Consider the following 23,465-nt stretch of genomic DNA (forward strand, 5'->3'; position numbering starts at 1 on the left):
TCAGCCCTTCAAGAAACCGGCGGTCGGTGTGCGTTCCGGATCAGCCGGTCCCGAGTTCCCTGTCGATCAGGTCGAACATGTCCTCATCACTCGCTTCCGCGAGTTCGTCGTCGACGGTCGCCGGTGGTGACGGGGTCTGGCCCTCCCATTGGGCGAGCAGGCCGCGCAGTCCCTCGGTGAGCGCCCGCCGGGTGTCGTCGTCACCGGCCGCTTGCAGTGCGCTCGCGACCTGTCGCAGCTCGGGGAGCACGGGGGCCCCGCGCCCTGCCTCCGGTCGCAGCCCTGGTACCGGTAGCGAATCGGGCTCCGGTTCGGGTTCCGTAGGCAGGAGTTCGTCCCGCAGATACGCGGCGAGCGCAGTCGGTGTGGGGTGGTCGAAGACCAGGGTGGCGGGGAGCCTGAGCGCGGTGACCGCGTTGAGCCGGTTACGCAGCTCCACCCCGGTCAGTGAGTCGAAGCCCAGCTCACGGAAGGCGCGCGCGGGCCGGACCGCCTCGGTCGAGGAGTGCCCCAGTACGGCGGACGCATGGGTGCGGACCAGGTCCAGGAGCATCCGCTTGCGCCTGGCCTCCGGCAGCGCGGCCAGCCTGCCCGGCAGGTCCGGCCCCTTCTCGTCGGCCTCGTCCGCCGTGTCCTCCTGGCCGGCGAGCAGTTGCCGTACGTCCGGCAGCTCGTCCAGAAGCGGTCGGTGCCCGCTCACCGTGTAGGAGGGGAGGAAGCGGTCCCATCGGATGTCGGCGACGACGAGGGTGGTCTCCCCGTGGTCGACGGCTTCCCGCAGCGCATGTACGGCCAGTTGGGCATCCATTGCGGGGACACCGCGTCGACGCAGCTGCTCGGCCACGGCCTCGTCGACCATGCCGCCCCCGGCCCAGGCACCCCAGGCGATGGAGGTGGCCGGGCGGCCCTGTGCCCGGCGCCATTCGGCGAGTGCGTCAAGAGCGGCGTTGGCCGCCGCGTAGGGTCCCTGGCCGCCGTTGCCCCACACCCCGGCGCCGGAGGAGAACAGCACGAAGGCGTCCAGCGGGTGATCCGCCAGCAACTCGTCGAGGTGACAGGCACCGGAAACCTTGGCGTGTACGGCGGCCATGGCGTCATCGAGGGAGGTCTCGCCCAGTGGACGGGCCTCGCCGACGACGCCCGCCGTATGCACGACAGCGGTCAGCGGAGCCTCGTCCGTGAACGAGTCCAGCAGCTTGGCCACCGCGGCCCGGTCGGTCACATCGCATGCGGCCACGGTGACGCGCGTGCCGAGGGCGGTCAGCTCGGCGGACAACTCGGACGCACCGGGGGCGTCCGGGCCGCGCCGGCCGGCGAGCACCAGGTGCTCGGCACCGCCCTCCGCGAGCGCCCGCGCCACATGGGCTCCGAGGGCGCCGGTGCCCCCGGTGAGGAGAACGGTGCCGCGCGGCCGCCACGGCTCGGCCACCGCCGACGGGTCGAGGGGCGCGCGCACCATGCGCCGGGCGTGGACGCCGGACGGGCGGACCGCATACTCGTCCTGGCTGCCGCCGTCACCGCCGAGCAGGGCCAGGAAACGGCGCAACGCGTCGTCGTCCAGGGTGCCCGGCAGATCGATCAGGCCGCCCCAGCGATCACTGTGATCGAGGCCGAAGACCCTGGCCAGACCCCAGATGGCCGCCTGCCCGGGATGGCGGATCGGGTCGGACGTCCGGTGGGATTCGGGCTCTGCTGCGCCGCCGTCGATGGAGACGGCTCCCTGGGTTACCGCCCAGAGGCGGGCCTTCACCTCCGATTCGGCGAGTGCCTGGGTGAGGGCCATGGTGCTGAGCAGACTGCTGGGCACACCCCGGTGGCCGTCGGCATCCCGGTCGTCCAGCGCGAGCAGCGACACCACGTGCAGCGGGGCATCAGCATCACCGCGCAGCGCCGCCAGCTGTGCCACCAGTTCCGCACGGTCGGCAGTGGCCGATACGGGCATGATGCGGGCCCGGTCGCCGAGACCACGGGAGGTCGCCCGCACGAGGTCGTCGTCCAGGTAGTCGGCGGGGACCGCGATCAGCCACCGCCCGGCCAACTCACCCTCATCCGGCTCGGGTTGAGGTCGCCAGACGATACGGTAACGCCAGCCGTCCACCGTGCTCCGCCGCTGCCGACCCTGCCGCCACGACGACAGCACCGGCAACACCTCACCCAGAGCCCCCGGCTCCGTCAGGCCCAACGTCGCCGCCAGACCCTCCAGATCCGCACGCTCCACCGCATCCCAGAACCGCGCATCCACCGGGTCGACCGCACCGTCCACCGACGACCGCCCGGACTCCAGCCAGTAGCGGCGGCGCTGGAAGGCGTAGGTGGGCAAGTCCACGAGCTGCGGACAATGGGCGGCGAACGCCGGGGACCAGTCCACGTCCACACCGTGTACGTACAGCTCGCCGAGGGAGGTGTAGAGCCGCGACAGACCACCGTCATCACGACGCAGGGTCCCTGTCACCACCGCCTCCCCGCCCACACTCTCAGCAGTCTCCTGGAGCGGCACAGTGAGTACGGGGTGCGGGCTGACCTCCACGAACGTGCGGTGACCGGCCTCGATGAGGGCTTCGACGGCGGGCGCGAACTCCACGGTCCGCCGCAGGTTGGTGAACCAGTACCCGGCATCCATCTCCGCTGTCTCCAGCCACTCCCCCGTCACCGTGGAGAACAGCGGCACGGCCGGCTTCCGGGGTGCGACCGGCGCCAGAACCTTGAGCAACTCCTCGCGGATCGACTCCACATGAGCCGAGTGCGAGGCGTAATCCACCTCGATCCGACGCGCCCGGATCTCGCGCTCCCGGCAGCCCTCCATCAGCTCGTCCAACGCATCCGCATCACCGGAGACCACGACCGACGACGGACCGTTGACCGCCGCGACAGAAACACGGCCGCCCCACGGCTCGATCAACTCCGCGACCTCGGACGAGGACAGGGCCACCGACACCATCCCGCCACGACCCGACAGCGCACGGATCGCCCTACTCCGCAGCGCCACCACCCGCGCGCCGTCCTCCAGGGTCAACGCCCCGGCGACGCAAGCCGCCGCGATCTCCCCCTGGCTGTGACCGACCACAGCCGCAGGCTCCACACCATGAGCCCGCCAGACCTCGGCCAACGACACCATCACCGCCCACAACACCGGCTGGACCACATCGACCCGGTCCAGGCCCGGCGCGCCCTCCGCCCCACGCAACACACCACTCAACGACCAGTCCGTGAACGGCTCCAACGCCGCACCGCACTCCGCCAGACGCTCAGCGAACACCGGCGAGGAATCCAACAACTCCACCGCCATCCCCACCCACTGCGACCCCTGCCCCGGGAACACGAACACCGTCCTGCCCGGATCGCCCGTCCCCTCACTCGGGCTCAACTGCCGCATCTTGGCAGCCAGTTCATCGACATCCGACCCCACCACCACCGCCCGGTGCTCGAACGACGACCGCGACGCCACCAACGACCAGCCCACATCAACCGGCGACCAGCCGGCACCCGCCACCCGCGACACCAACCGCTCCGCCTGCCCCACCAACGCATCAGCAGAACGCCCTGACACCACCCACGGCACGACCACGCCATCGGAGGCCGAAGACGAAGGCAAGGCCGAAGCCGACTCCCCTTCCCGTTCCTGCTCGGGCTGCTCCGCCTGCTCGACGATCACATGTGCATTGGTCCCGCTGATCCCGAAGGCGGAGATGCCGGCGCGGCGCGGACGGTCGTCCTCCACCGTCCACGGCCGGGCCTCGGTCAGCAGCTCCACCGCGCCCGACGACCACTCCACGTGCGGCGACGGCTCGTCCACATGCAAGGTCGCCGGCAATTCGGCATGCCGCACGGCGAACACCGTCTTCATGACACCGGCCATCCCGGAAGCGGTCTGGGTGTGCCCGATGTTCGACTTGACCGAGCCGAGCCACAGCGGCCGGTCCGCCTCCCGGTCCTGCCCGTAAGTGGCCAGCAACGCCTGCGCCTCGATCGGATCACCCAGCGACGTACCGGTGCCGTGCGCCTCCACCACGTCCACCTCACCGGCCGACAGACCGGCATCGGCCAGCGCGGCCCGGATCACCCGCTGCTGCGAAGGCCCGTTCGGCGCGGTCAGGCCGTTCGACGCACCGTCCTGGTTGATCGCGGTTCCGCGGACGACCGCCAGCACCGGGTGCCCGTTACGGCGGGCATCCGACAGGCGTTCCACCAGCAGCACGCCGACGCCCTCGGAGAGCGCGAAGCCGTCGGCCGCCGCCGAGAACGGCTTGCACCGGCCGTCCCGCGCCAGCCCCCGCTGACGGCTGAAACCGATGAACGGCCCGGGGTCAGCCATGACCATGGCGGCTCCCGCGACGGCGAGCGAGCACTCCCCCGAGCGGAGTGCTCGCACGGCCATGTGCAGGGCGACCAGTGACGACGAGCATGCCGTGTCGACCGTTACGGCCGGGCCTTCCAGTCCCAGGGTGTAGGCGACCCGGCCGGATGCCACGCTGGTGGCCGCCCCGGTCGCGAGATATCCCTCGATCTGCCCGGGGTCCGCCGCGCGGAGGCGGTTCCCGTACTCCTGGTCGGTGACGCCCATATAGACACCGGTCCCGCTGCCCCGCAGGGACTTGGGGTCGATGCCCGCACGCTCGAAGACCTCCCAGGAGGTCTCCAGGAGGAGCCGCTGCTGCGGGTCCATCGCCAGGGCCTCGCGCGGCGAGATTCCGAAGAACTCGGCGTCGAAGTCACCGGCGTCGCGCAGGAATCCGGATTCCCGGACGTAGCTGCTGCCCGGCTGGTCGGCATCGGGGTCGTAGAGGCCCGCCAGGTCCCATCCGCGGTCGGTGGGGAAGGCGGACATCGCATCGGTGCCCTCCCGCACCAGCCGCCACAGGTCCTCGGGAGACTGGACGCCCCCCGGGTAGCGGCAGGCCATGGACACGATGGCGATCGGGTCGGCCTCTGCGGGGACGGGCGCGGGCACGGCCAGGGGCGCGGGCGCCGCAGACGGCTTCGCGGCGGATTCCTCCTCGCCGAGGATCTCCGTGCCGACGTAGCCTGCGAGCGCGGCCGGGCTGGGGTGGTCGAACACGACCGTCCGTGGCAGTCGCAGCCCGGTGGCACGACTCAGGCGGTTACGCAGTTCGACGGCGGTCAGGGAGTCAAAACCCAGCTCCTTGAAGGGGCGTTCGGAGTCCACGGGGGCCGACTTGTCGTGACCGAGCACGGAGGCCGTCTGTTCGCGGACGAGATCCAGGAGTGCGGCGGTGCCGTGTCGGGCATCGAGTCCGGCGAGCCGCTCGGCGAGCAGCGACCGTGCGGACCCGCGCACCGTGCCGTCACTGCCGTCGTCTCCGCTCCCGTCCCCGTGCCCGTCTTCGCCTCGGCCCTCGTTCTCGCTCTCGTCCGTCGCGAGTTGGGGGATCTCCGTGAACAGTCGGCTCGGCCGTACCGAGGTGAAGACGCTGCTGAAGCGCCGCCAGTCCACCTCGGCGACCGCGATCGAGGTGTCGCCGTGGTCGAGCGCCTGCCGGAGCGCGGTGAGCGCGGTGTCCGGGTCGATGACGGGCACTCCGCGGCGCCGCAGTACCTCGTGGTTCGAGTCGGCGATCATGCCGCCGCCGGCCCAGGGGCCCCAGGCGACCGACAGCACCGGCAGCCCGTCGGCCCTGCCCTGTTCGGCATGGGCGTCGAGGAGAGCGTTGGCCGCCGCGTATGCGCCGTGGTCGGCCACTCCCCAGGTGCCGGAGATGGACGAGAAGTAGACGACGGCGTCGAGTTGTGCGGGGTCGAGTACGGAGGACAGATGGCCGGCGCCCGCGACCTTGCCGACGAGCGCCGCCGCGAGGTCCTCCGGCCCGGCTCCGGCCAGCGGGCCGAGGGCGCTGACACCGGCGGCGTGCACCACGGCCCGCACGGGTTCCCCGTCCTGCTCGATCTGCCGCACCAGGTCCGCCACCATCTGCCGATCGCCGATGTCGCAGCCCGCCACAGTGACCCGAACACCCTGGTCACGGAGCTCGGAGCACAGCGCGGCCACACCGGGGGAAGCGGCGCCACGACGGCCGGTGAGGACGAGATGTTCCGCGCCCTGGGCGGCGAGCCAACGGGCGATATGGGCGCCCAGCGCTCCGGTGCCGCCGGTGACGAGGACGGTGCCGCGCGGCCGCCAGGAGCGCCGCGGTGTCACACCGGCGACCGGTGCGGGAATCAGCCGCCTCCCGAACAGGGCGGCCCCGCGGACAGCGAGCTGGTCCTCGTCGTCACCGGCCGCCAGTACCCGCGCCATCAACGCCGCCGACCGGCCGTCCGCCGCCGGCTGGCCACCGGCCTGGGCGGCGGGCATGTCGATCAGCCCACCCCAGCGCTCCGGGTGCTCCAGCGCGGCGACCCGGCCGAGCCCCCAGACCCCGGCCTGGTCGGGATTCACCGGCGCACCGTCCTCACCGGTGGAGCCCGCGGTGGAGCCACCGGTAGCGACCGCACCTCGGGTGACGCACCACAGCGGGGCGCCGATCCCGGCGTCTCCGAGCGCCTGGAGCAGTGCGAGGGTGAGCGACAGACCGGTGGGAACAGAGGGGTGGGTCGGGTCCGGCCGCTCCTCCAGGGCCAGCAGTGACAGCACTCCGGCATACGGAACGGACTCGGCGCGCAGCAGCTCCACCAGCTCGGCGCAGCCGTCCACCGTCAGTGAGTGGATGCGTGCGCCCGCTTCCTCCAACGCCTCCCGGGCACCCTGCACCAGCGCGTCGTCCTCGTACCCGGCCGGAACCACCACGAGCCAGCTGCCGTCGAGCTGCCCGGCGGCCGGCTCGGTGAGCGGCCGCCACACCACGCGATAGCGCCACCCGTCCGCCGTCTCACGCTGCCGTCGGCTCCGGTGCCACGACGACAGCGCCGGAAGCACCTCGTTCAGGGACTCGACGCCGGGCAGCCCGAGCGTGCCCACCAGCGCTTCCGCGTCCTGGTCCCCGACTGCCGCCCAGAACGCCTCTTCCTCAGGGGATGCAGCCACAGTCGGCGCATCCGGCTCCAGCCAGAAGCGCTGCCGCTGGAACGCATACGTCGGCAGCTCCACCCGATGCGGGCGCCGGTCGGCGAACACGGGGGACCAGTCGACGTCGACACCGTTCGCATACAGCTCACCGAGGGAGGTGTAGAGCCGGGCGAGGCCTCCGTCGTCCCGGCGTAGCGTGCCCGTCACCACCGCATCCGCGCCCGCGTCCTCGACGGTTTCCTGAAGCGGCACGGTGAGCACGGGATGCGGGCTGACCTCCACGAACGTACGGTGACCGGCCGCGACAAGAGCCTCAACGGCAGGCGCGAACTCCACGGTCCGCCGCAGGTTCGCATACCAGTAACCGGCGTCCATCTCCGCTGTCTCCAGCCACTCCCCCGTCACCGTGGAGAACAGCGGCACGGCCGGCTTCCGGGGTGCGACCGGCGCCAGAACGTCCAGCAACTCCTCACGTATCGACTCCACATGAGCCGAATGCGAGGCGTAATCCACCTCGATCCGACGCGCCCGGACCTCGCGCTCCCGGCAGCCCTCCATCAGCTCGTCCAACGCATCCGCATCACCGGAGACCACCACCGACGACGGACCATTGACCGCCGCAACCGAAACACGGCCGCCCCACGGCTCGATCAGCTCCGCGACCTCGGACGAGGACAGGGCCACCGACACCATCCCGCCACGACCCGACAGCGCACGGATCGCCCTACTCCGCAGCGCCACCACCCGCGCACCGTCCTCCAAGGTCAACGCCCCGGCGACGCAAGCCGCCGCGATCTCCCCCTGGCTGTGACCGACCACCGCCGCAGGCTCCACACCATGAGCCCGCCACACCTCCGCCAACGACACCATCACCGCCCACAACACCGGCTGGACCACATCCACCCGATCCAGACCCGGCGCGCCCTCCACCCCACGCAACACACCACTCAACGACCAATCAACAAACGGCTCCAACGCCGCCCCACACTCCGCCAACCGACCCGCAAACACCGGCGAGGAATCCAACAACTCCACCGCCATCCCCACCCACTGCGACCCCTGCCCCGGGAACACGAACACCGCTCCTGGACCGGGGGCAGCGGGTACGGAGCCGGTGGCGGTGTGGGGGCCGGTGTCCCCCTCGGCCACGGCGTGCAGGGCCGCGAGCAGCGCAGCAGGGGCATCGCCGATGAGCACAGCACGCTGTTCCATTGCCGCGCGGGTCGTGAGCAGGGAGTGCGCCACGTCGTACGGTGCGGCGTCGGGGAGGGCGTCGAGATGGGTGGCGAGCGCGGCCGCCTGTGCGCGCAGTGCATTCGGGGTGCGGCCGTGTACGACCCATGGCACAACCGGACGACCGGCGGCGCCGTCGCCCGCTTCGTCACCGCCCTGCTCCGCGCTGCCACTTTGCTCCGCAGCGCTGCCCTGCTCAGCGTTGGCGCCCTGCACCGCGTCGTCGTCCGGCCCGTGCGGGGCTTCCGGCGGACGCTGTTCCACGATCACGTGCGCATTGGTGCCGCTGATGCCGAACGACGAGACTCCGGCCCGGCGCACCTGCCCGTTCTCCTCCCACGGCTGCGCCGCGGTGAGCAGCCGTACCGTGCCTGCCGACCAGTCCACATGCGGGGACGGTGCATCGAGGTGCAGGGTTTCCGGCAGGAGGCGGTGGTGCAGCGCGAGCACCATCTTGATGACTCCCGCGACCCCGGCAGCGGCCTGGGTGTGCCCCATGTTGGACTTGAGCGAGCCGAGCCACAGCGGCCGGTCCTCATCGCGGCCCTCGCCGTACGTGGCGAGGAGGGCCTGGGCCTCGATGGGGTCGCCGAGCGTCGTCCCGGTACCGTGCGCCTCGACCGCGTCGACCTCGGACGGCTGCAGCCCGGCAGCGGCGAGCGCGGCCCGGATGACGCGCTCCTGCGAGGGCCCGTTGGGGGCGCTGAGGCCGTTCGAGGCGCCGTCCTGATTGGTGGCGCTGCCGCGTATCACGGCCAGCACCGGGTGACCGTTGCGCCGGGCGTCCGACAGGCGTTCCAGCAGCAGGATTCCGGCGCCCTCGCCCCAGGCCGTGCCGTCGGCGGCAGCGGCGAAGGGCTTGCACCGTCCGTCCGGCGCGAGTCCCCGCTGCCGGCTGAACTCCACGAACATTCCCGGCCGGGACATCACCGTCGCCCCGCCGGCGAGCGCGAGGGTGCACTCTCCGCCGCGCAGCGCCTGCGCCGCCAGATGCAGCGCCACCAGCGATGACGAGCACGCCGTGTCCACGCTGATGGCCGGTCCCTCAAGACCGAGCGTGTAGGCGATGCGTCCGGAGGCGACGCTCGTGGTCGTTCCGGTCAGGACATGCCCCTCGACCTGGTGGTTCGCCTGATGGAGACGGGGGCCGTACTCCTGCGCCATGGCGCCGACGAACACGCCCGTGCGACTGCCGCGGATTCCCGCCGGGTCGATACCTGCCCGTTCCAGCGCCTCCCAGGAGGTCTCCAGGAGAAGCCGCTGCTGCGGGTCCATCGCCAGGGCCTCGCGCGGCGAGATCCCGAAGAACCCGGCGTCGAAGGACGCGGCATCCAGGAACCCGCCCTCGCGTACGTAACTGGTGCCCGAACGTTCGGGGTCCGGGTCGTACAGGCCGTCGGTGTTCCAGCCCCGGTCGGTGGGAAACGGCGACACCACGTCCACGCGGTCCCGCAGCACCTGCCAGAGATCTTCGGGCGACCGCACGCCACCGGGGTAGCGGCAGGCCATCGCGACGACGGCGATCGGCTCGTCGGGGTCGATGGCCGGGCGGTGCGCTGGTTCCAGGGCGCTGCCGCCGTCCAGGAACTCCGCGTCGATATGGCGGGCCAGCCGGGCGGGAGAGGGATGGTTGTACAGCGCCGTGGGCGGCAGCCGTACCGTGAGCGCCCGGTTCAGCCGATTGCGCAGCTCCACCGAGGTGACGGAGTCGAAGCCCAGATCCTTGAAGGTCCGGCCCGCGTTGATCGCGGAGGGCTCCCGATGGCCGAGCACCGCGGCAGCGTTCTCCCGTACGACATCGAGCGTCGGCCGGCCCGCAGCGGGACCGGCGGGCGTGGCATCGGCGACAGTGGCGTCGGCGGGCCGGGCCGGCTCAGGGGAAGCGGTGCGACCGGGACGCTCGGCGGCGGTGTGCTCCACCCAGTGCCGCTCGCGCTGGAACGCGTAGGTGGGCAGATCCACGAGCTGGGGACCATGGGCGGCGAAGGCCGGGGACCAGTCGACGTCCACCCCGTTCACATACAGCTCGCCCAATGAGAGGTAGAACCGGGCGAGCCCGCCCTCGCCACGGCGCAGCGTGCCCACCACCACCGCCTCGGGAGCCGCGTCCTCCACCCTCTCCTGCACCGGCATCGTCAGCACCGGATGCGGGCTGACCTCCACGAACGTGCGGTGACCGGCTGCGGCGAGGGCTTCGACGGCAGGCGCGAACTCCACGGTCCGCCGCACATTCGCATACCAATACCCGGCATCCATCGCCGCCGTGTCCAGCCACTCCCCCGTCACCGTGGAGAACAACGGCACGGAAGACTCCCGCGGCGTGAGGGGCGCCAGGGCCTCCCTCAGCGTCTCCTCGATGGACTCCACATGCGCCGAGTGCGAGGCGTAGTCCACCTCGACCCGTCGCGCGCGCACCCCACGCTCCCGGCACTCCGCCACCAACCGGTCCAGAACATCACCATCACCGGACACCACCACCGACGACGGACCGTTGACGGCCGCAACCGAGACCCGACCGTTCCATGTCTTGATCAACTCCTCCGTCTCGGGCCGGGGCAACGCCACCGACACCATCCCGCCACGCCCCGACAGCGCACGGATCGCCTTGCTCCGCAGCGCCACCACCCGAGCGCCGTCGTCCAGACTCAACGCTCCGGCGACACAAGCCGCCGCGATCTCCCCCTGGCTGTGACCGACCACCGCCGCAGGCTCCACACCATGAGCCCGCCACACCTCCGCCAACGACACCATCACCGCCCACAACACCGGCTGCACCACATCCACCCGATCCAGACCCGGCGCGCCCTCCACCCCACGCAACACACCACTCAACGACCAGTCCGTGAACGGCTCCAACGCCGCCCCACACTCCGCCAACCGCTCAGCGAACACCGGCGACGAGTCCAACAACTCCACCGCCATCCCCACCCACTGCGACCCCTGCCCCGGGAACACGAACACCGTCCCGCCAGCGCGGTCGGACACCTCGCCGAATGTCACCGCGGCATCGGGATGTCCCTCCGCCACCGCGCGCACCCCGGAGGTCAATTCGCCGGTCTCGGCCCCGACGATGACCGCCCGGTGCTCGAACGAGGACCGCGACGCCACCAGCGACCAACCCACATCAACCGGCGACCATCCGGCACCCACCACCCGCGACACCAACCGCTCCGCCTGCCCCGCCAACGCACCCGCGGAACGCCCCGACACCACCCACGGCACCACCACACCCGCACCCGCACCGGGGCGCACGGCCGCCGGCGCAGCAGCACCCTCCTCCTCGGCCGACTCCGTCCCATCAGGCCGGTCGGGCTGCTCGGACTGCTCGGCCCGCCCCACGATCAGGTGCGCGTTCGTCCCGCCCATGCCGAACGAGGAGACGCCCGCGACGAGTTGGCGTCCCCGCTGCGCCGTCCATGGACAAGACTCCGTCTGCACCCGCAGGTTCAGGGCGTCGAGCGGAATGTCGGGGTGGGGTGTGCTGAAGTTCAGGCTCGGCACGAGGTGCCCGTGCTCCACGCAGAGCACCGCCTTCAGCAGCCCTGCGATTCCCGCGGCCCCTTCCAGGTGGCCGATGTTCGACTTGACCGAACCCACCGGCAGCGGGGTGCTCCGCCGCGGGTCGGTGCCGAGGGCGGCGCCGAGAGCCGCCGCCTCGATGGGGTCGCCGACCCTGGTGCCGGTGCCGTGCAGCTCCACATAGCCGATATCGCCGGGGTGGACACCGGCACGTTCGCAGGCCAGGCGCAGCACCTCTTCCTGCGCGGCGGCATCCGGGGTGGTGAGTCCGGGCCCGCCGCCGTCGTTGTTGACCGCTCCGCCACGGATCACACAGTGGACATGGTCGCCGTCCGCCAGTGCCCTGGCCAGCGGCTTGAGGACGACCAGGCCGCCTCCCTCGCCGCGTACGAACCCATCGGCGCGGGCGTCGAAGGTGTGGCAGAGGCCGCTCGGGCTGAGTGCGCCGAGGCGGGACATCGCGATGGTGCTCTCGGGGGCGAGGTTGAGGTGCACCCCGCCGGCCAGGGCGGTGTGGCAGTCTCCGCGACGCAGACTGTCGCATGCGGCCTGGACCGCGACGAGCGACGAGGACTGAGCGGTGTCCAGCGTCATGCTGGGGCCGCGCAGGCCGAGGTGGTAGGAGAGGCGGTTGGCGATGAGTCCGCGGTTGAGGCCGGTCGGGGTGTGGTGGTCGAGTGCCGCGGTGCCCTGCTGGTGGACGAGTACGGCGTAGTCCTCGACGGTGGCTCCGATGTACACCCCGGTCCGGTGGCCGTGGAGCCGTTCGGGGCGGATGCGGGCGTTCTCCAGGGCCTCCCAGCCGAGTTCGAGGGCGAGTCGCTGTTGCGGGTCCATCGACCGCGCCTCGCGCGGTGAGACGCCGAAGAAGGTGGCGTCGAAGGCGGCGACTTCGTCGAGGAAGCCGCCCCGGGCCGGCTCGGACACCCCTGACCGCTCCAGGAGTTCGGCGGTCCAGCGGTCGGCCGGCGCCTCGGTGACGGCGCTTCTGCCGTCGCGGAGGAGTTCCCAGAGAGTGTCGGGGTCGGCTGCCCCGGGCAGGCGGCAGGAAAGGCCGATGACCGCGATCGGCTCGCCGGGTGGCGAGGGAATCGTGGAGCCCGCGGATTCCGACCCGTTCATCAATCGCACTCCCTACGCGAAGCGGCACCGGCTTGCGCTCACCGTTCCACAGCGGCGGGCTCCGAAAGGTGGGCCGAAGGTCACCTCTAGGGGAACTCCTAGGCGCGGCGGAGGCTCCTTCCGTACGGCCCTGAGCAGGGCTTCCGCAGCGGTGCGCACCCGCTTGCCGCAAGCCTTCGGCGGCGGGCCCCGGTACCCGTTTCGCGGGCGCCTGGGTGCCTTGGCCACCTTCCCGCCCCTCCCGGCCATCGGGGACAGGACGCAGAGGACTAGGCAAATGCCAGAACTCTCCCGTGCAGGCTGTGAGGGGAGAGGGCGGCCGTCCGGCGCCGCACACACATCGGCAGGGAGGGTGCAGCAATGCATGTGGACAGCGCAGTGGGGCCGTTGTGGTCATCCGGCCCCGCACTGTCTGCCCGGCGGGCGGCGGGACTGTCCGGCCGGCTGGCCGCCTCCGCGCTCGCCATCGAGGGCGGGGTGATGAGCAACGAGGCGTTTCACGCGTGGTTCGAGGAGCGGCAGCGTACCCATGCGCTGGAGGTCAGCCGGATACCCTTCGAGGAACTGCGGGGCTGGAACTTCGCTCCCAGAAGCGGGAACCTGCGGCATGACAGCGGGCGCTTCTTCTCCGTCGAGGGCATCCGGGTCCGCTCCGACTACGGGCCGGTCCGGGAGTGGTGCCAGCCGATCATCCACCAGCCGGAGATCGGTGTGCTGGGCATCGCGGTCCGCGAGATCAACGGGGTGCTGCACTGTCTGATGCAGGCCAAGCCGGAGCCGGGGAACATCAACGGGGTGCAGCTCTCCCCCACGGTGCAGGCCACCAAGAGCAACTACACGCGGGTGCACGGTGGTTCCGCCGTGCCGTACATCGACTGCTTCATCGACCCCGATCCGAGCCGGGTGCTGGCCGATGTGCTCCAGTCCGAGCAGGGGTCGTGGTTCTTCCGCAAGCGCAACCGCAACATGGTGGTCGAGGTCGGGCCCGAGGTCGAGGCGGGCGAGGATTTCTGCTGGGTCACGCTGGGCCAGCTCGGCGTGCTGCTGCGCCATCCCGATCTGCTGAACATGGATGCCCGTACGGTGCTGTCCTGCATCCCCGACTGGCGTGCGGGTACGGCGCAGGCTCACTCCGGCCTGCACTCCGATACGGAGATCCGCAGCTGGGTCACGACGCGACGGGCCCGGCACGAGATCGCCACCGAGCCGCTGCCGCTGCGCGAGGCAGCGGGCTGGCGCCGCTCGGACGAGGCGATCTCGCATGAGAGCGGGCTCTTCTTCAGCATCGTCGCCGTCGATGTCAGCTCGCACCGGCGCGAGGTCCCGGCCTGGTCACAGCCGCTGCTCGAACCGCACGGGCTGGGGATCGCCGCGCTGCTGGTGAAGCGGATCGGCGGGGTGCCGCACGCGCTGCTGAGCGCACGGGTCGAGCCGGGGTTCCTCGACGTGGTGGAGCTGGGGCCGACGGTGCAGTGCACTCCGGAGAGCTATGCCCATCTTCCGGCCGCGGACCGTCCCCGGTATCTCGATGCCGTGCTGGAGCGCGGTCCGGAGCGGACACTGTTCGATGCCGTGCTGTCGGAGGAGGGCGGCCGCTTCCGCCATGCCCGCAGCCGCTACCTGATCATCGAGGTGGACGAGGGCTTTCCGACGGAGGCACCCGAGGACTTCCGATGGGTGACGCTCTGTCAGATGGATGAGCTGCTGAAGTACAGCCACCACCTGAATGTGCAGGCCAGGACCCTGGTCGCGGGGATGAGGACGCTCCCGTAGCCGGGCTGGACATGTGCGTCACCGGCGTTCCGGACCGCCCCGGAGCGCCGGTGCCGTAGGCGTTTCCGCGTCCCGGGGGCGGGTGCTTTGTGCCGCGCTGCCCACCCGACCCGGTCCGGCCGGCCGGACGACGGCGCCCCGCAGGGCGCTCAGTACGGCGGGCTCCCCGGCATGGGCGCCCCGGGAGAATGCCCCTGCTGTTCCCCTGCCCAGGGTTCCGTTCCGCTGTCCAGGTCGGCCATGCCTCGCATCCTGTGGTCGTCGCACGTGAGGCGTCAACGGCCAGAGGTCACTTCTGTGTATTTCCCTAGAAGAGTGGCCGAACTCGCCCGCCGCCAGGGCATGGAACCGGCCACGACCTGCGCCGATGCGATCCGTGACGTTCGGCGCCGCAGATCGGGCCGTTGGTCCGGTTGACACCCCTCACCTGGGGTTCCACGATTCCTCGTGAACTTGTCAGACAGCCGAACAGGCATGACTGAGGGGTTCAGATCCGGCTGCCCGTGCACCCCATGAGGCGGCCGGACCGCCGCGCCTCACCCCGGCCACAAGCCACGGGCCCCGGCGGAGGAGAAGCCTCATATTCTCCTCAAGAACCTCGCAGTACGCCTGAGATGCGTGCGTAACATTGGCCATACCGTCACCACTGGGCAGCGCCCGCGAATTCCCGCTTTGCCGTCACCGTGCGATCCACGGTGTCTGCGCCGCTCGGAGCCGCACCGAACCCGAACTCCTGCGAAATATTTCATGACGGATACCTGTCACAGTCGAATCTCTTTCCCCGGGGCCGTTACCGCCGAGTATTTCCTTGCGGCCCTTCAGAGATCGGTGAGGACGCCCTTCGATTGCGGCCCCAGCACCTCACGCAACGCCCCCGAGCGGGTTTCACAGAACGATGTGGCAACCTTGAACACGGAGAACGACGAAATTCCCGTGCATCACACTGCCGTTGGAAGGTGAACGCCGACAGGAAGCACCAGAGACCAGCTCGCTGCAATACACGCCGGGCGCTCGGCGTAAGCGGCAGAAACCCGGCAGGCTGCCTCGACCGCACTGCCCCGCCGGTTTTTTGCGCTTCCTGCCCCTCCGCCGGTGCCACCCACGGCGGCATGTCCGTAGCAGTACGCACCCTGTGCGCCGAACACCGACGGCGGTGCGGTCGGGAAATACCCGGTACCCCGCCCGCTTGTCCGCGCAGAGTGCGACACCCTCGGCACACGCCGCTGCAAAAACAGCTCGCGGTCTGAAGGGACCTGAACCTGATGTTGCTGGACCGCGAGGTGGAACTCGACCTGGCAGCCACCGTCCTCGGAAGCGGGCGAGGCGCCCTGGTACTGGTCACCGGTCCGTTGGGGGTCGGCAAATCAGCACTCCTCGACGGCATCGGCGCCCTCCGCGCGGCGCGGGGAGCCCTGCACCTGCGGGTGAACGCGGCGCCGATGGAGCGGGACTTCCCCCTGGGTGCGGCCCGCCAGCTCCTGGAACCGGCGCTACGGCACGCTTCGCCCGAGGAGATGGCGCGGTGGACCGCGGGGAGCGCGAGTGATCTGCGCAGCGAACTCGAGGCCTGCCGACCCGCCGGTGCTGTACCGGCGCAGCCCGTTCTGGACAGCCTCACCGCGCTCGTCGAGAACATGGCCCGCGACCAGCCCGTTCTGCTGCTCGTCGACGACCTGCAGTGGGCGGACCCGGCCACCCTCCAGTGGCTGCGACACCTGGGCGGGCGGCTCGCCGGCCTGCCGGTGCTGCTGGTGTGCGCCGTCCGCGAGGGCGACGACCTTGCCGGGCATCCGGCGGTCCAGGGGGTCATCGGACAAGCCACGCACATCCTGCGCCCGGGCAACCTCGCCTGGAAGGACACTCACGCGCTGATCCGCCGGTACTACGGCGAAGCGCCGGACGGGGTGTTCGCCGCGGCCTGCCAGCGGGCCACCGGCGGCAATCCCCTGATCCTCCACTGTCTGCTGGCGGATTCCGCGCACCGGGACCTCCAGCCCGTCGCGGACAACGCGGAGGCCGCCGCCGCACTCCGGCCCGCCGCGCTGCAACAGCGGCTGCTGCTGCGCCTGGACGCGCAGGCGGAGCAGGTCAGGAGGGTTGCCCGGGCCATGGCCGTGCTCGGGGACGACACGACACCGGAGCTGCTGAGCAAGCTGGCCGAGGTGGACGCCACCGGGCGGGACCACGCCCTGCGGAAGCTGACAGCTCTCGGTCTGACGAACGGCGAGCAGCCTCCCCGGTATGTGCACGCCCTCGTGCAGGAGGCGGTGGCGGAGGGCATCCCCCCGGAGGAACGGACCGCCATGCACGCGCTGGCGGCCGAGCTGCTGCACCGGTCCGGCCGGCCTGCCGAGCAGGTGGCGAGGCATCTGATGGCCCTCACCGCACCGACCTACGCATGGGCCACCGACGTGCTGCGCGCGGCGGCCGGCGCCGCGCAGGGCAGGGGCGCACCCGAGGTCGCCGCACGCTATCTGCGGCGGGCCCTGATGGGCGGTTCACCGGACGAGGAAAGAGCGGAACTGCTGATCGACCTGGCCACGTCGGAACGCAGCTTCGCCCCGTACACGGCCGTGCGGCACATCGCCCAGGCCGTCCTGCTGTGCGACGGCCCCGTACGGCGCGCGCGGGCCGTGGTGCGGCTGGCGCCCAGCGCGTTCTCCTCGACGCTGCTGCCCGTCCAGGAGCTGCTGCAGGAGGCGGCGGACGCGCTGGGGCCCGTGGACCGGCTGCACGGACCGGAACGGGAGCTGGCGCTGCGTGTGGAGGCCCGCATCCGGCAGTCGACGCTGTCCGATCCGGTGAAGCTGGCCGACTCCGTGGCCCGTCTCGTCGGTCTGGGCCCCGAGCCGAAGACCGGCACCGTGGCCGAGCGGGAGCTGCTCGCCCCGCTGATCGGTGCCGCGACGTTCGCCAACGCGCTGCCCGCCCATGAGGTGGCACAGCTCGCGAAGCGTGTCCTGGAGAGCGAGCCGGCCCTGCCCGCGCATGTGCACACCACCATGCCGCTGGTGGTGGCCGGCCTCGTGGCCGCGGACGCCGTCGAGGAGCTGAGTTCCTGGCTCGACGCGGTCCGGCAGAACGCGGTGGGGCGGCAGACGCGCGTGGAGCAGGCGCTGATCGGCACCGAGCAGGCACTCGTCTCGCTGGCCCGTGGCCGTCTGACGGTGGCCAAGAAGCAGGCGCTCGCCGCCTTCGAACTGGCCGGGTCGAAGCACGAGGAGGTCTTCACCCTGTCCTCGATGACCCTCGCCACGTGCGCGATCCTCACCGGGGACGACCAGCTCGCCGACCGGCTGCTCGCCGTCAAGTACCGGGCGGAGGACGATCCGTATGTGTGGTCGGGACTGGCCATGCTGAAGGGGCAGAGCGCGGCGCGGAGGGGCGATCCGGAAGCGGCGCTGGGCTACTTCCTCGACGCCGGACGGCGTCTTGAGCAGTGCGGGTGGCACAACCCGGCGCTGCTCCCCTGGGCCTCGGCCGCCGCGTTTCTGCACCTCTACCTCGGCGAGCGCGAGCAGGCCAGGGAGCTGAGCGCGCTGGAGGTGAAATGGGCCCGTGCCTGGGGGGCGCCGGGGCCGCTCGGCCGGGCACTGCGCGTGTACAGCCACATGGTCGAGGGTCCGGGCAGCACCGACGTGCTCAGAGAGGCCGTGGAGGTACTGCAGCTGTCCGCCAACCGCTTCGAGCTGTGCCAGGCCCTGCTGGACCTCGGTGAGCGCCTCGGCCCGGCCGACACCCATGGCCGCGCGGCGCTGCGCCGGGCCCACGCGGAGGCAGTCGCGTGCGACACCCCCTGGCTGGCCCGGCGAGCGGAGGAACTGCTGGCCGAGGCGCCGCCGGACCCGGAGGCCACCCGCGGTCAACTGACCCCCGCGGAGCGGAAGGTCGCCGAGCTGGCCGCCTCGGGGATGACGAACCAGAAGATCGCCAACGAGCTGAACATCACGTGCCGTGCCGTGGAAAAGCATCTGACGAATTGCTACCGCAAGATGTCAATTCCCGGGCGAGTGCATCTCTCCGAGGCATTGCGAGAACTCGACCGGCAGCCCAACTCGCCTGCTGCGGTGGCGCCCTACTGACCTCCGCGCCCTCGTCTTTGCCGTAGGGGCCGGCGTCGCCTGGCGGCGCCGGCCTCTCTCAACAATCGCACCATGACAAAGAGTTATTGCTACCGCACCGTATTGATACCGAACCACCGCACCGGGACACCACAGTGTTTTGCTATTTGCCACATGTCGCGTTGACTCCCGGGATGCGGTCTTCCTAGGGTTCTGATCAGCGGAATACCAATGCAAGAAAGGCACTTCGCTCCGTGGACCGATGGAGCGAGGACGACCAATGCCTCATTCGACGGTCGGATTTCCCGGTGCGTCGACCGCAGAAAGACGGTAGCTCCCTTGACATCCCAGCAATACGCCGACCCGATGCCGACGGCGGCGCCCCTCCCCCCGCAGACCCCCCACACCCCGCGTGTGTCCGACCAGCCCGCCCTCGGGGCGGGACGGCGCCCGCTCGACCACCAACAGGCCTGCATGGCGAGCCTCGACGAATCGCTCGCGATCATGGCCGCCGACGCGGAGTTCTTCCGGCTGTTCGGCCAGGACTCAGCCGACGCCTGCGGACGCAGCCTCTACTCCCTTCTGCACCCCAGCGCCCCCGGGCTGCTGAACCGGCACTTCGCCCGCCTGGCCGAGGGGCAGCGCGCCCGGTTCGTGGAACGGATGGTGGGAATACGGGGCGAGGAAGTGCCGTTCTCGGGCGAACTGACCGGCATAGCGGTACGGAGCGAGTCGGAACAGGCTCCGTCGTTCGTCGTGGTGGTCCGGCCCGACGACGCCTCCGCCTCGCTCACCGGCCAGGAGGACGCGCCGGCCGGCCGCCGGCAGCTGCTCACCGAACTCGACGCGCAGATCCTCGAAGGCGTCGCCAGCGGCGCCTCCACGGTGCAGCTGGCCGCCCGTCTCTACCTCAGCAGGCAGGGTGTGGAGTACCACGTCGGTCTGATGCTGCGCCGACTCAAGGCGCCCAATCGAGCCGCGCTGGTCGCCCGTGCCCACTCCATGGGGATGCTCACCATCGGCAGTTGGCCGCCCCGGGTCCTCCCCGAGTTCGTGAAGGACGCCGACAGCCGGCGCAGCCGCAGCCGCCGTACGGACGCTCCCCGACGGCGCTCCGCGGCCGCCCGCCCCGAGGCCACGGCGGCTCGCACAGCGTCGCCCACCCCGGGCCCCCGGACCGTGCCGGGCATGCCGAACTCCCGGGCGTCGTAGGGCTGCAGAACGGCCGTCAGGACAACGGGCGTCCCCGATGGACAGCCCTTCTCGGCTCGTCCGGCACCGGCTCCGCGAGGAAGTTCCCCTTCTCCTCGCGGAGCCGGTGTTGCGTGCGTGGTGCTTGCTGCGTGGTGCGGCGACGGAGGTTTCCGGACACCCGGCTCATCCCCCATAGCTGCATGGCCACTTGATGAGGCGTCCGTCTACCGAGCCCCTCGCCGCTGCCGCACCGCCCGGCCCTGCCACATGGTGCACGGGTCTCACGTCCGGCCGGGGGACGGGATAGAGTCAACTCGGCTGGAAAGCGCCGTCGGCCGGCATGTGTCACCAGCGGCGCATGCTCCTGACACGAGACGTCCCGGAACAGGGACGGGCGCCTGGCGTGCTCCGGCACGGCGCCCGTACGGCCCCCGGGAAGATCTCTTCGCCAAAGCTTCGCCTCCCGGGTACCCCCGGAGGCCTCCGGTTCACTACATATAGGAGAAACTGGAGAAAGCGCCCCTACGGGGAGAGGGCAAGGAGACAGCAATGGACAGGCAGCATCCCCCTGCGCACGGGCGTCGCCGCGTGCCACGCGGGGCCTGCGCGGGAGCGGACCGGCCGTCGGCCGACGGCCGCCCGCATACTGTGTCCCTGCCCGCGGCGGACTGCCCGGAACGACCGTGCCGGGTGCAGGTGCGTGCAGAGGAGACTCCCGATGACCGACGGGATACACACCGACGCGTTCGAATGCCAGCGGGACCGGTTGACGCTCGTCAACCGCGAGGAGGAGATGGCCTCCCTCACCGCTCTCGTGCAGGACGCCCGCGCCGGATCAGGCGGTATCGCGCTCCTGGAGGGCGTCGTCGGGATCGGGAAGAGTCTGCTGCTGGAAAGGCTGGTGTCCGCGCTCCGCACCGACGGTCTGTCCGTGCTGACGGCCCGCTGCGACGCTCTGGAGCATGACTTCCCCTTCGGGGTCGTGCGCCAGCTCTTCGAACCGCTGCTGGCCACCCTCGACGAACCGCAGCTCACCCGGCTGCTGAGCGGCGGTGCCCGTACCGCGGCACAGGCGCTCAGCGGTGCGAAGCTGCCGGGCGACGCCCTGCTCCCCACCGAGGACATGTCGTACGCCGTGCTGCACGGGCTGTACTGGTTCACCTGCAACCTGGCGGCGGAGGCGCCGCTCGTGATCGTGGTCGACGACGCGCACTGCGCCGACATGGCGTCCCTGCGCTTCCTGACCCACCTCGCGCGCCGGATCGAGGGCCTTCCCCTCCTGCTGGTGCTGTCCCGGCGCACCGGCGACGAGGCCACGGACGCCGCACTCCTCGGTGACATCGCGGGCCAGCCGCTCTGCAAGGTGCTGCGACCCGGTCCGCTGACCCGCCGGGGGATCGGCCATCTGGTGCGGACCGTCTTCGGCCACGAGGCGGACGGCGCCTTCCACGAAGCCTGCCTGGCGCTCACCGGCGGCAACCCCCTGCTCGTGCACTCCCTGCTGAGCGTCCTGCGGCTCGGCGGCCGCCCGCCGACCGTCGACAACCTGCCGTACGTCACCGCGCACGACGGTGCCTTCTTCCACGACGCGGTCCGCTCCGTCCTGCAGCAACAGCCCGAGTCCGCCACGGCGGCGGCCCGCGCCCTGGCCGTGATGGGCGACGATGCGCTGCCGGAGGTGTGCGCACGGCTCGCCGGGCTGGATGACGCGACGCACCTGGCCGCCATGCGGGCACTGCGGTCCAACGGGCTGGTCTCGGAGGTCGACGACGGCCGGAGATGGTCCTTCAACCACGGGCTGATCAGGGAAGTCATCCTGGCGGACCTGCCACCCGAGCAGCTCACGGAGGCGCACCGGCACGCGGCCCGCCTGCTGCTGGACGCGGGGGCGCGCGCCGAACAGGTGGCCGGCCATCTGCTGAAGACCACCCGGCCGGCCACCGGGGACTGGGCGGTGACCGTGCTGCGGGAGGCCGCCCGGGAGGCTTCGTTCCGCGGCGCCCCGGCACTGGCGGTGGAGCTGCTGCGGCACTGTCTGCCCGGGGAGGTGCGGACGGCCGAGGACACCCCGGTCCTCGTGGAGCTGGGTCTGGCCGAGGCGGTCGTGGACCCGCAGGCGAGCGTCCGGCACCTGCAGGCGGCGCTGGTGCATGTGCACGAGCCGCCGCTCCGCTTCCGTCTGCTCAGTTCGCTGGCCAGCGGCCTGATCCGCAGCGGGCAGTCCCTCCAGGCGGTGCGGCTGCTCGCCGAGGAGGCGCCGACGGTCCACGACCCGGATCTGCGACGTCTTCTGGAGGGACAGCGGCTGATGGCGTCGGCCGAGGACCTGACGAGCTTCGCGGTGACCTTGCAGGAGTATCCGTTCGACATCAGCCGCCCCGGTAACACCCCCGGCGAGCGGGCCCTGATCGCCGCGGGGGCCGGCCTGTGCTCGGTGCGCGCGGACCGGGCGCAGGAGTCGGCCACCGCTGCCCGCCAGGTGTTGGAGAGCAGCGTGCCCGGTGTCGACTCGCCGTTCTTCCTGACGACGGCGGCGACGGCGCTGCTGTACGCGGGGCTGCCGGACGAGGCGGATGCCGCCTATCAGCGGGTCATCGGCGTCACCCGGCAGAGCCACCGGCTGCTGCTGTACGGCCTGTGCCTGGCGCTGCGAGCCGAGGCGCACTACCGGCTGGGGGCGCTGTCCGAGGCGCTGGCTGCCACCCGCTCGGCGCTGAACGTGGTGCCACCCCGCCACTGGGGCCGCACGCTGGCGCTGCCCGTCGCGACCCAGATCCATGCACTGATCGACTCCGGTGATCTCGCCGGCGCCGATGCGGCGGCCGCCCAGGCCTTCCCCTCGACGAGCCTGGACACCTGGCAGTGGAACGAGTTCCTGTGCGCGAGGGGGCGGCTGCGGCTCGCCCACCAGGACGCGAAGGGGGCGCTGGAGGACCTCCTGGAGTCCGGCAGACGGCAGCTCCAGTGGACACGGACGAGTCCTGCCGTGTCGTCCTGGTGGTTCTGGGCCGGCCGTGCCCACCTCGCCCTGGGCGCGCCGGCGGCTGCCCGGGAACTCGCGGAGGACGCCGTGGAACGAGCCCGGGCGGGGAAGCTGACCGATGCGCTGGGCGCCGGTCTGCGGCTCCTCGCGACGACGGAGAGCGGCGCCCGGAAGCTGGGCCTGCTGGAGGAGGCGCTGTCCGCCCTCGACGGCTCTCCAGCACGGCTCGAACGGGCCCGTACGCTGGTCGACTACGGCTCCACCCTCCATGCGTGCGGACGCACGGAAGCGGCGCGGGAGACACTGCGTCAAGGGCTCGATCTCGCGTATGCGCTCGGCGCGGCCCAGGTGCACGCCCAGGCCAATGACGCGTTGCTGGCCACCGGCGCCCGTCCCCGCAGGGTCACGTCGAGCGGTGTGGAGTCGCTGACCCCGAGCGAGGCCCAGGTGGCGCGGATGGCCGCGGCCGGTGGCACCAACCGGGAGATCGCCGAGGAGCTGTTCGTGACCCAGCGCACCGTCGAACAGCATCTGACCTCCGTGTACCGCAAGGTCGGGGTGTCCGGCCGGCGGGGCCTCGGCCGGTTCTTCGAGTCCGGAAGTCCCGCGAAGTGACGTC

General features: G+C 71.4%; 5 protein-coding genes. 4 read left to right on the forward strand and 1 reads right to left on the reverse strand.

The features are described 5' to 3' along the window. Positions 1-40: 40 nt before the first annotated feature. Positions 41-12,835, reverse strand: a complete 12,795-nt coding sequence (locus tag ACGFN2_RS06655) for a type I polyketide synthase (protein ID WP_393358057.1) — start codon at positions 12,833-12,835, stop codon at positions 41-43. Between the two features lie 360 nt (positions 12,836-13,195). Between ACGFN2_RS06655 and ACGFN2_RS06660 the strand changes: the two genes are divergently transcribed. From ACGFN2_RS06660 to ACGFN2_RS06675, 4 genes are all read left to right on the forward strand, one after another. Further along, positions 13,196-14,608: an NDP-hexose 2,3-dehydratase family protein gene (locus ACGFN2_RS06660; protein WP_393358059.1), complete on the forward strand. Its 1,413-nt coding sequence runs from the start codon at positions 13,196-13,198 to the stop codon at positions 14,606-14,608. A 1,262-nt stretch (positions 14,609-15,870) separates the two neighbouring features. Continuing rightward, positions 15,871-18,690 (forward strand): AAA family ATPase, encoded by a 2,820-nt coding sequence (locus ACGFN2_RS06665; RefSeq protein WP_393358061.1) that lies wholly within the window; start codon positions 15,871-15,873, stop codon positions 18,688-18,690. A gap of 393 nt (positions 18,691-19,083) precedes the next feature. Continuing rightward, positions 19,084-19,881 (forward strand): LuxR C-terminal-related transcriptional regulator, encoded by a 798-nt coding sequence (locus ACGFN2_RS06670; RefSeq protein WP_393358063.1) that lies wholly within the window; start codon positions 19,084-19,086, stop codon positions 19,879-19,881. Positions 19,882-20,581: 700 nt separating this feature from the next. Beyond that, positions 20,582-23,461, forward strand: a complete 2,880-nt coding sequence (locus ACGFN2_RS06675) for an ATP-binding protein (protein ID WP_393358065.1) — start codon at positions 20,582-20,584, stop codon at positions 23,459-23,461. Positions 23,462-23,465 lie beyond the last annotated feature (4 nt).

The organism is Streptomyces sp. NPDC048612 (assembly GCF_043199295.1).
In the GTDB taxonomy this organism is placed as follows: domain Bacteria; phylum Actinomycetota; class Actinomycetes; order Streptomycetales; family Streptomycetaceae; genus Streptomyces.